15 protein-coding genes and 1 riboswitch are annotated in these 13,631 nt (G+C 63.7%); of the genes, 2 read left to right on the top strand and 13 right to left on the bottom strand.

Annotated features, from left to right (window positions below; translation table 11 throughout):
• Positions 1–13: 13 nt before the first annotated feature.
• Entirely contained in the window at positions 14–298 is a 285-nt protein-coding gene (ppnP, locus tag BP26_RS0110805; RefSeq protein WP_029920592.1) for a pyrimidine/purine nucleoside phosphorylase, read from the bottom strand.
• A gap of 261 nt (positions 299–559) precedes the next feature.
• Here ppnP and BP26_RS0110800 point away from each other — a divergent pair, with 261 nt between their 5' ends.
• Complete coding sequence (locus tag BP26_RS0110800) at positions 560–1,321, top strand: ParA family protein (RefSeq protein WP_029920591.1); 762 nt, start codon at positions 560–562, stop codon at positions 1,319–1,321.
• Between the two features lie 68 nt (positions 1,322–1,389).
• On the opposite strand, the gene BP26_RS0110795 is transcribed toward BP26_RS0110800, so the two are convergent.
• From BP26_RS0110795 to BP26_RS0110765, 7 genes are all read right to left on the bottom strand, one after another.
• The gene (locus BP26_RS0110795) at positions 1,390–2,328 is read right to left on the bottom strand and encodes a DegV family protein (RefSeq protein ID WP_029920590.1); all 939 of its coding nucleotides are present in this window, start codon (positions 2,326–2,328) and stop codon (positions 1,390–1,392) included.
• Between the two features lie 124 nt (positions 2,329–2,452).
• Positions 2,453–2,827: a MazG nucleotide pyrophosphohydrolase domain-containing protein gene (locus BP26_RS0110790; RefSeq protein WP_029920589.1), complete on the bottom strand. Its 375-nt coding sequence runs from the start codon at positions 2,825–2,827 to the stop codon at positions 2,453–2,455.
• On the bottom strand, positions 2,820–3,461 hold the full coding sequence (locus tag BP26_RS0110785) for a CoA pyrophosphatase (protein ID WP_051748839.1): 642 nt from the start codon (positions 3,459–3,461) through the stop codon (positions 2,820–2,822). Before BP26_RS0110785 ends, BP26_RS0110790 begins: the two co-directional genes overlap by 8 nt.
• Position 3,462: 1 nt before the next feature.
• Positions 3,463–4,650, bottom strand: coding sequence for an O-succinylhomoserine sulfhydrylase (locus tag BP26_RS0110780; protein WP_029920587.1), 1,188 nt, complete (start codon positions 4,648–4,650; stop codon positions 3,463–3,465).
• Positions 4,651–4,698: 48 nt separating this feature from the next.
• Positions 4,699–4,775: riboswitch (SAM riboswitch) on the bottom strand.
• A gap of 212 nt (positions 4,776–4,987) precedes the next feature.
• Positions 4,988–5,239 carry a hypothetical protein gene (locus tag BP26_RS0110775; RefSeq protein WP_029920586.1) on the bottom strand — a complete coding sequence of 84 codons (252 nt, stop codon included), beginning with the start codon at positions 5,237–5,239 and terminating at the stop codon, positions 4,988–4,990.
• A 109-nt stretch (positions 5,240–5,348) separates the two neighbouring features.
• The gene (gene purF / locus BP26_RS0110770) at positions 5,349–6,866 is read right to left on the bottom strand and encodes an amidophosphoribosyltransferase (protein WP_029920585.1); all 1,518 of its coding nucleotides are present in this window, start codon (positions 6,864–6,866) and stop codon (positions 5,349–5,351) included.
• A 4-nt stretch (positions 6,867–6,870) separates the two neighbouring features.
• Entirely contained in the window at positions 6,871–7,401 is a 531-nt protein-coding gene (locus tag BP26_RS0110765; RefSeq protein ID WP_169740687.1) for a CvpA family protein, read from the bottom strand.
• 160 nt (positions 7,402–7,561) lie between these two features.
• Between BP26_RS0110765 and BP26_RS0110760 the strand changes: the two genes are divergently transcribed.
• On the top strand, positions 7,562–9,022 hold the full coding sequence (locus tag BP26_RS0110760) for a M48 family metalloprotease (protein ID WP_051748837.1): 1,461 nt from the start codon (positions 7,562–7,564) through the stop codon (positions 9,020–9,022).
• A gap of 97 nt (positions 9,023–9,119) precedes the next feature.
• Here BP26_RS0110760 and BP26_RS0110755 read toward each other — a convergent pair whose 3' ends face one another.
• The 5 genes from BP26_RS0110755 to cmk form a co-directional block, all read right to left on the bottom strand.
• The gene (locus BP26_RS0110755; protein WP_029920582.1) at positions 9,120–10,265 is read right to left on the bottom strand and encodes a tetratricopeptide repeat protein; all 1,146 of its coding nucleotides are present in this window, start codon (positions 10,263–10,265) and stop codon (positions 9,120–9,122) included.
• Positions 10,265–10,564, bottom strand: coding sequence for a LapA family protein (locus BP26_RS0110750; protein WP_029920581.1), 300 nt, complete (start codon positions 10,562–10,564; stop codon positions 10,265–10,267). Before BP26_RS0110750 ends, BP26_RS0110755 begins: the two co-directional genes overlap by 1 nt.
• The gene (locus BP26_RS0110745; protein WP_029920580.1) at positions 10,564–10,902 is read right to left on the bottom strand and encodes an integration host factor subunit beta; all 339 of its coding nucleotides are present in this window, start codon (positions 10,900–10,902) and stop codon (positions 10,564–10,566) included. The genes BP26_RS0110750 and BP26_RS0110745 overlap by 1 nt, the downstream gene beginning before the upstream one ends.
• A gap of 203 nt (positions 10,903–11,105) precedes the next feature.
• Positions 11,106–12,785: a 30S ribosomal protein S1 gene (gene rpsA / locus BP26_RS0110735; protein ID WP_029920579.1), complete on the bottom strand. Its 1,680-nt coding sequence runs from the start codon at positions 12,783–12,785 to the stop codon at positions 11,106–11,108.
• 158 nt (positions 12,786–12,943) lie between these two features.
• On the bottom strand, positions 12,944–13,630 hold the full coding sequence (gene cmk, locus BP26_RS0110730) for a (d)CMP kinase (protein WP_029920578.1): 687 nt from the start codon (positions 13,628–13,630) through the stop codon (positions 12,944–12,946).
• Position 13,631 lies beyond the last annotated feature (1 nt).

The raw sequence follows: 13,631 nt of genomic DNA, 5'->3' as shown, positions 1-13,631 counted from the left end.
CGAGATCGTCGCCTTAAGGCAGGAATTCGCAAAGGTAGGCAGCCGGCCCACCCACCGCCTGCACATCGAAGCCGCCATTGGCGCCCACCTCGAAATAAGTGCCAGCCGGGAAACTCGCCCAGCTGCCGCCGAGGTTGGCGCGCAGCAGGCCGCTGATCACGGTCATGCGTTCGGCCGCCGCCGTGTTGAAATGGTGCTGCTCGCCGCCGGCGATGACGCCGACCGTCGCGCGCAGGCCGTTGCGTTCGAAGCCGATGGACTGCACCGAGCCGTTGAAATAGCTGTTGTGTTTCAGCATGGAAATCCCCGTATGTATCGTGAAAAAACCAAAATGCCGGGGACGTGCTCCCCGTGTTGGCTATGAGAAAAGCCCGAAATGCCGGGGACGTGGTCCCCGCGCAGATGATGGAAAACCCGGAGCGCCTCCGGGGCGGGCATCGTAGCCGCTGGCGGCTTTTTGCAAAAGCCACCCCTCCCAATCTCGCAGTTCCGGCACGAAACTGGCGATAATGCAGGCAGTTCAACCATTTTTGACCAGGCTCGGAGTCGTACCCGGATGATTCGTCGCGTTGTTTTCAACCAGAAGGGTGGTGTCGGCAAGACCACCATCGTCTGCAACCTGGCCGCCATCGCCGCTTCGCGCGGCCTGCGCACCCTGGTGATCGACCTCGATACCCAGGGCAATGCGACCCAGTACCTGCTGGGCGGCAAAGCCGGAAAGGCCGACCGCACTATCGGCGACTTCTTCGAATCGACCCTGGGCTTCTCGCTGCAAACCCCGCCGTTCGTGACCTACGCCACCAACACCCCGTACGAGAATCTCGACGTGGTGGCCTCCGATCCGCGCCTGGAAGACCTTCAGGTCAAGCTCGAAGCCAAGCAGAAGGTGCAGAAGCTGCGCCAGGCGCTGGACAAGCTCAAGGGCTACGACGCGGTGTTCATCGATACCCCGCCGGCGCTGAACTTCTACAGCCGCTCCGCCCTGATCGCCGCCAACCGCTGCCTGATTCCTTTCGACTGCGATGAATTCGCCCGGCAGGCGCTGTATACCCTGCTCGACAATCTGCAGGAGATCCGCGCCGACCACAACGACGGCCTGGAGATCGAGGGCATCGTGGTCAACCAGTTCCAGGGCCGGGCCAAGCTGCCGGCGCGGGTGGTGGCGGAACTGCGCGAAGAAGGCCAGCCGGTGCTGGAGCAGACCCTGTCAAGCTCGGTGCGAGTCAAGGAATCGCACGAACGGCACATGCCGATGATCCAGCTCGACCCCAGCCATCGCGTGACGCAGGAATACGTCGCGCTCTACGACGCCCTGGATTGAGATGTTGCTTGTTTGAACAGTCCAGTCAGGGATGACTGGTTCTCGGACAGGATGTCCACAGTTCTCCTTTATTTAAACTCGTGTTCTGCCGCGCAGAAGCCGATATTCAGCGCGCCCTCGCCCACGTTGATGCAGGCGGTGATGCTGGCGACGCTGGCATAGAGTGCGACATCGTAGTCCCGTGCCACCGCCTTGAGCTCCTGGTAGCCGGGCAGCTTCTCCAGTTTTTCCAGATCACCGGCATAGCTGACGCATAGCGTGGGGGTAAGCAGCCCGGCGCGGATGCGGTCGGCGGCGAACTGGCACAGACGGCGCGAACCCTCGTCGAAATGCCGGATGCTGGCGATCGAAGCGGTTTCGTTGCGATTGGCGCGGATCAGCGGCTTGATGTCCAGCGCGCTGCCCACTGCGTACTTGAACCAGCCCACGCTCTTGTCGCCCTTCTTGTGGGCGCGCGAGCGCAGGTGATACAGGTCGCTGGGCAGGCCATACATGTAGAGCGAGGGAATCAGGCTATCGAGCCGCTCGCGGATGCGGTTGGGGGTATGCCCCTCGCGGATCATGCGAGCCACTTCCGCCGCCAGGACGCCCTGGGCGGCAAACAGGTTCTGGCTGTCGATGACGCGCAGCGCGAAGGGCCCCGGCATGCCGGCGGCGGCGCGCACCGGCTTGTACTCGGACAGGATGGACAGCGAGGCCTGGGTGGCGTTTTCGAAGATCGTACTGCGCGAACTGGCCACGGTCAGGCAGAACACGAAATCGTAATCGAGCACCAGGCGCTCGAGGAACAGGTTCTTGATCTGCTCCACGCCAAGCGGAGCGGTCTCGGCATGCGCGGCGTTGGTCAGGTGACGGCGGTAGAACTCCAGTGTCGCCTGGGGATCTCGGCGGTCGATGAATTCCTCGTTGCCCACGTGGATCGTCACCGGCAGGACCACGATGTTGTGCTCCGCGCAGAAGTCCTGCGGCAGGTCGCACGCCGAGTCCACCACAAGCCCGATTCTCATGCCGATCCTCCCCGGCTGCGAATTTCTGGTCCCCGGCTATTTTTGGAATGTGCCTGATCGGGACCGCGCAAATCACCATCGACCGATTTTTAATTCTTAACTATATCGCCTAATCAACTGAAGCTTAATCGTTTTTTTCCAGCCGCTCCAGTTTCTTGGCTTCCTGCCACAGCTGCTCCATGCGTTCCAGTCGCCGGGGGTCACCCAAGAGAGGCAGTTCCGGCAAGTGTTGCCGAACATAGCCGTAGCGGCGGCTGAACTTGGCGTTCGCCGCCGCCAGGGCGGCAACGGCATCCACGCCCAGGTGGCGCGACAGATTCACCACCATGAACAGCAGATCGCCCAACTCCTCCGCACGGTTGGCGGCATCCGGCGCCTGCTGCAGCTCCACGATCTCTTCCGCCAGCTTGTCCCACAGGCCGGCCTGGTCGGTCCAGTCGAAACCCTCTGCGGCGGCGGCCCGCTGCAGGCGCAGGGCCTCGACCAGCGGCTCAGTCATGGCCGAGCATCTTCTGCCGCAGCTCCCACAGGATGCCGGCGGTGGCGCCCCAGATGCGGCGCCCGTCGTGATTGATCTCGCGCACCAGCACATTGAAGCCATCCCTCAGCAGCGATTTCCGCTCGAAGGCGTTCTCGGCCAGCAACACTTCCAGCGGCAGTTCGAAGGTCTCCGCCACCTCGCCGGGATCGATTACCGGGTCGAAGGCCTGGCGCACCAAGCCTACTACCGGGGTGATGCGGTAGCCGGTGATGGTGGGATAGTCGTCAAGATAGCCGACCAGGTCGACCAGCGCGGGATCCAGGCCTACCTCTTCCTGCGCCTCGCGCAGGGCTGCGGCGGCCAGGCTGGCGTCGGCCGCGTCGCGGCCGCCGCCAGGCAGGCTGATCTGGCCCTTGTGATGGCGCAGGTTCTCGGCGCGGCGCGTCAGCAGAATGGTCGGGCCCGCGGCATGGTCGATCACCGGCACCAGCACCGCCGCGGCACGCAGGCGCGACAGCGCCTCCGGCGTGAAGAAGCGCTGCAGGTTGAGCGGCAGATCCAGCTGGGCGATCGGCCGCTGCGCCTCGCTGCTGCCGAGCAGCACCCGGCGCAGACGATCGAGCAAGGGCGGCATGGATCCGGTCTCGGCCATCTCAAGCATCCAGCCCCCGGGCCAGGTCGGCGATGATGTCTTCGATATCCTCTAGCCCCACCGCGACCCGGATCAGGCTCTCGCCAATGCCGGCTGCCTGTCGTGCCTCGGCGCTGATGCGGCCGTGGGTGGTGCTGGCCGGATGGGTGATGGTGGTGCGGGTATCGCCCAGGTTGGCGGTGATGGAGATCATCTTCACCGCATCGATCATCTTCCACGCCGCCTCGCGGCCACCCTTCACCTCGAACGCGACGATGCCGCCGAAGCCCCGCTGCTGACGCTTGGCCAACTCATGTTGCGGGTGGTCCGGCAAACCGGGATAGTAGACGCGTGCGATTGCCGGCTGCTCCCGCAGCCACTGCGCCAGCTTCAGCGCGGCCTCGCAATGGGCGCGCATGCGCAAGCCCAGGGTTTCCAGGCCCTTGAGGAAGACCCAGGCATTGAACGGGCTCATACAGGGGCCGGCGGTGCGCATGAAGCCGAACACGTCTTTGCCGACGTGCTCGGCATCGCCGACCACGGCGCCGCCGACGCAGCGTCCCTGCCCGTCCAGATACTTGGTGGCGGAATGGATCACCAGGTCGGCGCCGAGCCGCAGCGGCTTCTGCAGCACCGGGGTGAGAAAGCAGTTGTCCACCGCCAGCAGCGCGCCGGCCGCGTGCGCCACATCGGCCAGGGCGCGGATATCGGCGATATCGGTGAGCGGGTTGTTGGGAGTTTCGACGAACAGCAGTTTGGTGTTCGGCCGGATCGCCGCCGACCAAGCGCCGATATCGGCCGGATCGACATAAGTCGCGCTCACGCCGAAACGGCTGAACACATTATTGAGCAGGTTGATGGTCGAGCCGAACAGGGTGCGCGATGCCACCAGGTGATCGCCCGCCTTCAGCAGGGCCAGCAGCATGGACATGATCGCCGCCATGCCACTGGCGGTGGCCACACAGCTGTCGGCGCCTTCCATCGCCGCCAGCCGCCGTTCGAAGGCGTGGACGGTGGGGTTGGTGAAGCGCGAATAGATATTGCCCGGCTCCTGCCCGGTGAACACTGCCGCAGCCTGGGCGGCGCTGTCGAAGACGAAGGAGGAAGTAAGATGCAGGGCGGCGGAGTGTTCGCGTTCACCGGTGCGCGGTTCGGCAGCGCGCACGCCGAGGGTGGCGCTGCCCCATGCCGGGTCAATCTCGTCGTTCATCGTTCAACCATTCCGTAATGCAACAAAAAAGCCCGCAAGCGAGCGCTAAACGGGCTTTTTACGCCCTTTTAGCAGTATTTATTACGCGCCCCGCAAGCTGGCTACAAATCGGCGCACTGTAACTTTACGACCAAGCGACAGGTTACGGCAAGTGGCGGATAGTCCAATCCCGTCCCTGGATTCGGAGTCGATTCATATGCGAGTCACGCGGTAGCGGGCGCCCCAGCTGGAAACGAGCCGTTTATCAGTCGCGCCAATTGCCTAGCCAGACGCCGGCCAGTTCCCTGTTCAATGACTGGCCGGAAAGGTTGGGAGGAAAACCGGCCTTAGGCGCTCGCTAGTTGCCCTTCTGCAGGGCCCGACCGGCCTGCTGCGCGTCGGTGCTATTGGTATTGGCGCAGGTGGTGCGGTGCGCCAGGCGCGAGCCGGTATCCTCGTCGGTCTGGCAGAAGGTCTCGGCTTCCTTGGCCTGATCGGCGCTCGCGGCCTCCTGCGCGGTCGAGTCGCCGCTGGTCGCGGTATTGGCGCAGCCACTCATATTCAAGGTCGCACCGATGGCCAGTGCCAGTAAAACCGCATTGCTACGCATTGCTATTTTCCCCAATAGTTGAATGCTACCGAGAAAGAATGCCAGTTCACCAACTGCCGTACAACTCCGCCGGATACCCGAAGGTACGGGGGCTGTTCAGCGCACTGGCTCAGCGGGCGTTGTGCAGCTCGATTACCACGTTTCCAGCCCTCACCCGCCGCGCTTCCTTGGCGGCATCGGAGCGGAACAACTCGAGCTGATTGAGGTAGTCCTCGTTGATGTCCTGCGTCACGTACTCCCCAGTGAAGACCGAGGTATCGAAACGCTGGATCTTCGAGTTCTTGTGGCGCACGGCCTCGATCAGGTCTTCCAGGTCCTGGTAGATCAGACGGTCTGCGCCAAGCAGCTGTTCCAGCTCGGCGTGGCTGCGGCCATGGGCCACCAGCTCGCTGGAAGTCGGCATGTCGATGCCATAAACGTTCGGATAGCGCACCGGCGGCGCGGCGGAGGCGAAATAGACCTTCTTCGCGCCGGCATCGCGGGCCATCTGGATGATTTCTTTGGAAGTGGTGCCGCGGACGATGGAATCGTCCACCAGCAGCACGTTCTTGCCGCTGAACTCGAGGTCGATCGGATTGAGCTTCTGCCGCACCGATTTCTTGCGCTGGGCCTGACCCGGCATGATGAAGGTGCGACCGATGTAGCGGTTCTTGACGAAGCCTTCGCGGTATTTCACGCCCAGGCGGATGGCCAACTCGACGCCGGCGACGCGGCTGGTGTCCGGAATCGGGATCACCACATCGATGTCATGATCCGGCCACTCGCGCTGGATCTTGTCGGCCAGCTTCTCGCCCATGCGCAGGCGCGCCTTGTAGACGTAGATGCCGTCCATCACCGAGTCCGGACGGGCCAGGTAGACGTGTTCGAAAATGCAGGGCGAATAGACCGGGTTCTGCGCGCACTGGCGCTTGTGCAGTTTGCCGTCGAGAGTGATGTAGACCGCCTCGCCCGGGGCGATGTCGGCGATCAGTTCGAAACCGGCGGCATCCAGCGCCACCGACTCGGAAGCGATCATGTAGTCGGTGCCATAGGGCCCTTCGCGACGGCCGTAGACCACCGGGCGGATGCCGTAGGGGTCGCGGAAGCCAACGATGCCATAGCCGCTGATCAGGGCGACGCAGGCGTAGGCGCCGCGCGCACGCACATGGACCCGCGACACCGCTTCGAACACCTCGTTCGGGGTGACCCGCAGGGTGCCGCACATCATCAGCTCATGGGCGAAGACGTTGAGCAGCACCTCCGAATCCGAATCGGTATTCAGGTGGCGGCGGTCCTCGACGAACAGCTCGTGCTTGAGCTGCTCGGCGTTGGTCAGGTTGCCGTTGTGCGACAGGCAGATGCCGAACGGAGTATTGGTATACAGCGGCTGCGCCTCTGCCGAGGTGCTGCAGCCGGCGGTGGGGTAACGCACGTGGCCGACGCCCATGTTGCCGCGCAGGCGGATCATGGTGTCGTCGGAGTGGAACACGTCGCGGACCAAACCGTTGTCCTTGTGCAGGTACAGGCGGTCGCCTTCGTTGGTGATGATGCCCGCCGCGTCCTGCCCACGATGCTGCAGCATGGTCAGGGCATCATAGAGTTCCTGATTGACGGGTTGCTTGGCGACGACGCCGGCTATGCCGCACATGGAATCATTTCTCTCGCTGGGGAACGGTGACCGGGGAGGGACTCTGCTGCGCCTGCAAATATGCGAACCATTTGGCTGGAATCAAGCCCTGTATGTCTGCTGCAAGTGGTTGAATCTGCGGAACCAATATCGATTGATGCCACCAGGGCTCGCGCCCCAGCGCGGTGAAGCCGGCCAGCATCACCAGCGCCACCACGATGAAGCCGCCGCGCAGCAGGCCGAAGCCCGAGCCCAGCATCCGGTCCACCGGCGCCAGTCCGGCGCCGCGCACCGCCCAGGAAATCAGCCAGATCAGCAGCCCGCCGACCAGCAGGACGCCGAAAAACGGGACTGCATACCCGGCAATGGCACGGATCGGAACCGAACTGATCGTCGACTTCAAGCGTTCCGCGAATTCCGGGCCGTAGCGCAATGCGGCGACGAAGGCGCCGATCCAGGTGGCGAGGCTCAGCGCCTCGCGGATGAAACCCCGCAGAGCGCCCATCAGCACCGAAATGAGGACGATCCCGACAAATACGTAATCCACCCAAGTCATGCGCATACGAGTCCGCTGAAGCGGTAACGTAATTTTAACATTTCGGCGGGGACGCCGTGGGCTAAATAAAGGTAAATACCGCCCCCTGGCCGGCGAAACTTCCCCACGCGAGACCGGCTCTAAGCGTAAACTTCGGACCATGGAGTCCCGCGGCCCTTTCATGCTCAAATTTGCCTTTGTCTTCGGCGCCGTGTTCGCGCTCACCACCCTGCCCGCCCTGTCGCAGAAGGACATCGACCTGCCGCAACTGGGCAACCCGGCCGATCTGGCGCTATCGCCCGCCGAGGAAGCCAAGCTGGGCGCCGAAGTCGTGGCCGAGATGTATCAGTACGACTACATCGTCGACGACCCCGAAATCACGGAATACCTGTCCAATCTCGGCTGGAAGCTGGCGGCCGCGGATACCAGTTCAGCGACCCCGCCGGCCTTCAATTTCTACCTGATCGCCGACAATCGCATCAACGCCTTCGCCCTGCCCGGCGGCTACGTCAACATCAATGCCGGCACCATCGTCGCTGCCTCCAACGAGAGCGAACTGGCCGGAGTCATGGGGCACGAGGAATCGCATATCACCCAACGCCACATGGCGCGCGCCGCCGGCGACACCCAGGTAGCCGACATCGCCACCTGGATCGGCGTGCTGGCGGCGATCATCGCCGGCTCCGCCAACCCCAACGTCGTGCTCGGCGCAATCTCGGTCGGTCAGGGCATCAACTACCAGCGCCAGGTCGCCTATTCCCGGGACGACGAACGTGAGGCCGACCGTTTCGGCATCCGCAAGCTGGCCGCCGCCGGCTACGACCCGATGGGCATGGCCACCTTCTTCGGCAAGCTGTCGCAGCAGACCCGCCTCTACGGCAACCGTCTGCCCGAAATCCTGCTGACCCACCCCGTCAATACCGCCCGCATTGCCGACGCCACCGAACGCGCCGCCCAATATGGCCCCCGCGTGGTCAAGGATTCGATCGAATTCAGCCTGATGCGGGCCCGTACCCGTGTGCTGGAAACCGACTCGCCCAACGAGGCGCAGGGCTACTTCGCCGGCGAACTCCAGTCCGGCAAGGACACGCCGGAGAACCACTATGGCTATGCCTTTGCGCTGGCCAATCTCGACCAGAACCCGCAAGCCCTGGCGGCCCTGCAACCGCTGATCGATGCCTATCCCCGCCAGCCCAATATCGCCTTGCTGCAGGCGCAAATCCTGATGCAGATGGGCAAGACCCAGGACGCGCTGAACATCTATGCGCGCAATTTCGCCGCTTACCCGCGCTACTCGCCGGGCATCCAGAAATACGGCGAAGCCCTGATCAATGCCGGCAAGCCGGATCAGGCCCGCCAGGTGCTGCTCAGCTACAACCAGACCCAGGGCTCGCGTCCCGATACCTATCGGCTGCTCTCTGCCGCCGCCCGCGCCAGCGGCAACACCGCCGAAGCGCAATACCAGCTGGCCAACTACCTGTTCGAGCGGGGCGACCTGCGCGGCGCGGTGGAGCAGCTCAATGCCGGCCTGCGCGTATCCAGTATCAACAGCGACGATCGCGCCAAGCTGCTGGCACGGCGCAAGCAGTTGATCGACAGCATCCCGAAAGACGAGCTGAGGGCGTTGCAGCGGCAGGGGTGAAAAAGCAGTGGTCAGTGGCTAGTGATCAGTGGTTAGTTGAAACCCGGTTCGGTGCTTGCTGTTACTAGCCACTGATCACTAGCCACTGACCACTGCTTCAAAGCTTCTCCTCCACCGGCACCACCGTCTCCCAGCGCTTGCACTTGGGGCATTGCCAGAACAGCATGCTCGGCTGCAGCCCGCAGCTGGTGCAGGTGTAGCGGGGGCGGGATTGCAGGGACTTCTTCAGGGATTCGCGCATGGTCTCCAGCCACGGCGGGGCGCCGTCCGTCCCGATGCCGCTGTCCAGCCATAACAGCATGCCCTGGCGGGTCGGCTTGCGTGCCAGGTGCTCGCCGAAATAGGCCCGCAGATCCTGTCCCTGCGACTGCAACCAGCGTGCCTTGAGCAATGCCGGTGCAGCGGATTCGGCGAGCGAGGTTTCCGCCTCGTCGAGGAACCCGGCATAGCCGCGCTTGTCGTTTTCAGCGGCGTAGCAACGTTCCATGGCGGGCGCCACCTCGCTGAAGAAACGCCCGTCCTGCTGCATCGCGCGCCAGTAAGCCTTGATGGCGCCCTCCCAGTCCTTGGCGGCTTCCGCCAACGCAGCCTGCGCCAGGCTGGCGCGGGCGCATTCGGGATTCTCTTCCAGGGCTTTTTGCAGGTCGGCTGCCGCTTCGGCGGTATCGCCGCGGTGCTGCGCCGCGTCGGCCAACTCGCACCAGTACTGCGCGATGCGAGACCCCACACCCTGCCCTTTTACCGCTTGCAGGCGGCGCGCCGTCTCGATCGCCTGCGGCCAGTCGCGCGCCTGCTCGTAGAGGTCCAGCAGCAGCTCCAGCGCCCCCGCCAATTGGGCACTGGTGCCTTCCATGCCCTGCAGCAGGGATTCCGCACGGTCCAGCAAGCCGGCCTTGAGATAGTCCTGCGCCAGTTCGATCCGCGCCGCATCGGCGATCTTCTGCGGCAGGTCGCTGCGCGCCAGGATGGATTCATGCAGCTGGATGGCGCGATCGATCTCGCCGCGCTTGCGGAACAGCCCACCGAGGGTGAGCTGCAGCTCGGCCGCGGGCTCGGCGTCGGCGGCGCGGCTCAAGGCCGCGATGGCCTGGTCGGCATTGTCGTTGGCCAGGCTATTGAGTCCGGCCAGGGTGTCTTCGCGGGATTGCGGCTCGGCGCCGGAGGCGGGACGGTTTCGCGCCCAGGCCAGGCCCAGCGCCACGCCCAGCGGCAGCAGCAGCCAGGCCAGATAGCTGTCGAACATTAGCGCGAAGTAGGGGGCGTTAGCGGCAGGTTACGCAGGTTTTTCAGCTCGGTTTCTGCATCGCGCAGTTGCCGGCGCAGGCGCCGCGCCTCTCCCGACAGGCTGAGAATGCGCCCGGCGCAGAGCAGCAGGGTGAGCAGGGCCGCGACGACAAAGGTGGCGACGATCAGCACCACCACGCGCACCTGGGCTATGCCGAACAGATAGTTGAAATCCACCGGGGTGGCGTTGAAATAACCGAGGGCGGCGCCGGCGATGAACACCGCCAGCAGCACCATCACCACCAGGATGCGCAACATTACGCCTGGCCGGCCGCGGCAGCGGCTTTGGCAGCCGCGGCGGCGTCTTCCTCCTGGCGGGTCAGGTTGACGCGTTCGCGCATTTCCTTGCCGGGCTTGAAGTGCGGCACATGTTTGGCCGGGATGCGCACCGCCTCGCCGGTCTTGGGGTTGCGGCCGACGCGCGCCGGGCGGCTGTGCAGTGCAAAGCTGCCGAAGCCGCGGATTTCAACACGCTCCTGCCGCGCCAGCGCGTTGCTGACATGGTCGAGGACGAGTTTGACCGCAAGCTCCACATCTTTCTGCATCAGATGGGTTTGCTTGAGGGCGAGCGATTCGATCAGCTCAGACTTGGTCATGGGCTCAGCAAGGCTTAAGCGATTGATTTTACAATAAAGAAAAAACCGAAGCCTTGCAAGTGTTTGTTTTCCTTGACGCAGGCTTTTTTCGCCCGGAAGCGGACCTCCGTCACAGATCGGGAGCCGATGCGCTCGGCAAGCACCCAAAAGAAAAGGGCCATGTTTCCATGACCCTTTTCATTCAACTACTTACCGCTTGAAGATCAACGATCGTTGCCGCCGATCTGTTCCTTCAGCAGGTCGCCCAGGCTGGTCTTGCCGGTCGAGGCGTTGCGGCTGTACTCAGCCACGGTCTCTTCCTCTTCCTGGATTTCTTTGGCCTTGACGGACAGGGTGACGATGCGGTTCTTGCGGTCCACGCCGATGAAGCGCGCTTCCAGCGTGTCGCCTTCCTTCAGAACCGTGGTGGCATCCTCGACGCGGTCGCGGGACAGGTCGCCGGCCTTGATGTAGGCCTCGACGCCGCCAGCCAGCTCGATGTTGGCGCCCTTGGCATCAACCGCCTTGACGATGCCCTTGACCATCGAACCTTTCTGGTTGTCGGCCAGGAACATGGTGAGCGGATCCTGCTGCATCTGCTTCACGCCCAGGGAGATGCGCTCGCGCGAACCGTCGATGGCCAGAACCACGGCTTCGACTTCCTGGCCCTTGCTGTAGCGGCGCACGGCCTGCTCGCCGGCTTCGTTCCAGTCCAGGTCGGACAGGTGCACCAGACCGTCGATGCCGCCGTCCAGGCCGATGAAGATACCGAAGTCGGTGATCGACTTGATGGCGCCATGGACGCGGTCGCCCTTCTGGAAGTTCTGCGCGAACTCTTCCCACGGATTCGGCTGGCACTGCTTCATGCCCAGCGAAATGCGGCGGCGCTCTTCGTCGATGTCCAGGATCATGACTTCGACTTCGTCGCCCAGGTGCACAACCTTGCCCGGGTTGACGTTCTTGTTGGTCCAGTCCATTTCGGAAACGTGCACCAGACCCTCGACACCCGGCTCGATCTCGACGAACGCGCCGTAGTCGGTGATGTTGGTGATCTTGCCGAACAGGCGGGTCTTTTCCGGATAGCGGCGGGCGATATCGACCCAGGGGTCGGCGCCCAGTTGCTTCAGGCCCAGCGACACGCGGCGACGCTCGCGGTCGTACTTCAGGACCTTGACTTCGATTTCGGTGCCGACGGTGACGACTTCCGCCGGATCCTTGATGCGCTTCCAGGTCATGTCGGTAATGTGCAGCAGGCCGTCGATGCCGCCGAGGTCCACGAACGCGCCGTATTCGACGAGGTTCTTGACCACGCCGCGGAGGATCGCGCCTTCCTGCAGCTTTTCCAGCAGCATGTCGCGCTCGGCGCTGTACTCGGCTTCGAGCACTTCGCGGCGGGAGACGACGACGTTATTGCGCAGGCGGTCGAGCTTGATGACCTTGAACTCGAGCGGCTTGCCTTCCAGGTAGGCGGTGTCGCGCACCGGACGGACGTCGACCAGCGAGCCCGGCAGGAATGCGCGGACGTTGCCGATATCGACGGTGAAACCGCCCTTGACCTTGCCGGTGATGGTGCCGATGACCGTTTCCTTGCCCTCGAACGCCTTGGTGAGGCGGTCCCAGGTCCGGATGCGCTCGGCCTTTTCCTTGCTGAAACGGGTTTCGCCGAAACCATCCTCAACCGTTTCCAGGGCGACTTCGATGCGGTCGCCGACGGCTACCGTGGCTTCCGCGCCGTCGATCTGGAATTCCTGGATGGGGATGACGCCTTCGGACTTGAGGCCTGCGTCGACGATCACGACGTCCGGCTTCACTTCCAGCACGATCGCGCTGACGATGGTGCCGGGCTGCATCGACTGGCCGCCCTTCAGGCTTTGTTCAAACAGTTCAGCAAAACTCTCGATCATTCAAAACACTCTTGGTTGGTTGACAACTTCCTGGCGGCGTCCTGCCACCGGGGTCCGATTACGAATGGGCGGCATCCTTGCAACCCAAATCCTTTGCTGCCAAATCTTTCCTGCGAATTCCTGATCCAGATACGCGAACGGTGCTGAACGACACGAAATCAGGGAGAAATGCCGCGATTACGCAGCAAACGCCCGACTTCCGCCAGAACTTCGTCCGGTTTCATCTGCGTGGAATCCACGACTATGGCGTCGGCGGCAGGGGCAAGCGGCGCTATGGCTCGTTTGCGGTCGCGTTCGTCTCGGGCGCGCACTTCATCACACAGGTCTAACAGTTTAGCATTTACACCAGCCTGGCTCAACTGACGCCAGCGGCGCTCCGCCCTGGCCTCGGCGCTGGCGTCCAGGAAGATCTTCAGCCTCGCGTCGGGGAACACCACGGTGCCCATGTCGCGCCCGTCGGCCACCAGGCCCGGTGCCCGCCGGAAATCGCGCTGGCGCTGCAACAACGCCGCCCGCACCGCCTCGGCCGAAGCGATATGCGAGGCCAGGCCGCCGGTCGATTCGGCCCGGATGTCGGCAGTCCAGTCCGCACCATCAACGAGAATCGCCTCGTCCGCTTCAGTGGTGCCGACGAAACGGATATCAAGGCCCGGGGCCAATGCGGCCACCGCTGCGGGCTGATCATGGGGGATTCCGGCCCGCTGCGCCGCCAGGGCCAGGATGCGGTAGAGCGCGCCACTGTCGAGCCGGTGCCAGCCCAGTTCATGCGCCAGCCAGCGCGTCACCATGCCCTTGCCGACGCCGCTGGGCCCGTCGACCGCGATGACCGGCGGCAAGGCACCCATG

The sequence above is a fragment of the Nevskia soli DSM 19509 genome (assembly GCF_000711955.1).
In the GTDB taxonomy this organism is placed as follows: domain Bacteria; phylum Pseudomonadota; class Gammaproteobacteria; order Nevskiales; family Nevskiaceae; genus Nevskia; species Nevskia soli.
Note: the sequence above shows the minus strand (reverse complement) of the source record. Positions and strands in the feature narration are given on the sequence as shown.

Coding starts and splice junctions, on each gene's coding strand:
- BP26_RS0110785 (WP_051748839.1), bottom strand. CDS start 3,461: ATGGCCGAGACCGGATCCATGCCGCCCTTGCTCGATCGTCTGCGCCGG.
- BP26_RS0110745 (WP_029920580.1), bottom strand. CDS start 10,902: ATGACCAAGTCTGAGCTGATCGAATCGCTCGCCCTCAAGCAAACCCAT.
- BP26_RS0110775 (WP_029920586.1), bottom strand. CDS start 5,239: ATGCGTAGCAATGCGGTTTTACTGGCACTGGCCATCGGTGCGACCTTG.
- cmk (WP_029920578.1), bottom strand. CDS start 13,630: ATGGGTGCCTTGCCGCCGGTCATCGCGGTCGACGGGCCCAGCGGCGTC.
- BP26_RS0110765 (WP_169740687.1), bottom strand. CDS start 7,401: ATGACTTGGGTGGATTACGTATTTGTCGGGATCGTCCTCATTTCGGTG.
- BP26_RS0110750 (WP_029920581.1), bottom strand. CDS start 10,564: ATGTTGCGCATCCTGGTGGTGATGGTGCTGCTGGCGGTGTTCATCGCC.
- BP26_RS0110795 (WP_029920590.1), bottom strand. CDS start 2,328: ATGAGAATCGGGCTTGTGGTGGACTCGGCGTGCGACCTGCCGCAGGAC.
- ppnP (WP_029920592.1), bottom strand. CDS start 298: ATGCTGAAACACAACAGCTATTTCAACGGCTCGGTGCAGTCCATCGGC.
- rpsA (WP_029920579.1), bottom strand. CDS start 12,785: ATGATCGAGAGTTTTGCTGAACTGTTTGAACAAAGCCTGAAGGGCGGC.
- BP26_RS0110755 (WP_029920582.1), bottom strand. CDS start 10,265: ATGTTCGACAGCTATCTGGCCTGGCTGCTGCTGCCGCTGGGCGTGGCG.
- BP26_RS0110760 (WP_051748837.1), top strand. CDS start 7,562: ATGCTCAAATTTGCCTTTGTCTTCGGCGCCGTGTTCGCGCTCACCACC.
- BP26_RS0110790 (WP_029920589.1), bottom strand. CDS start 2,827: ATGACTGAGCCGCTGGTCGAGGCCCTGCGCCTGCAGCGGGCCGCCGCC.
- BP26_RS0110780 (WP_029920587.1), bottom strand. CDS start 4,650: ATGAACGACGAGATTGACCCGGCATGGGGCAGCGCCACCCTCGGCGTG.
- purF (WP_029920585.1), bottom strand. CDS start 6,866: ATGTGCGGCATAGCCGGCGTCGTCGCCAAGCAACCCGTCAATCAGGAA.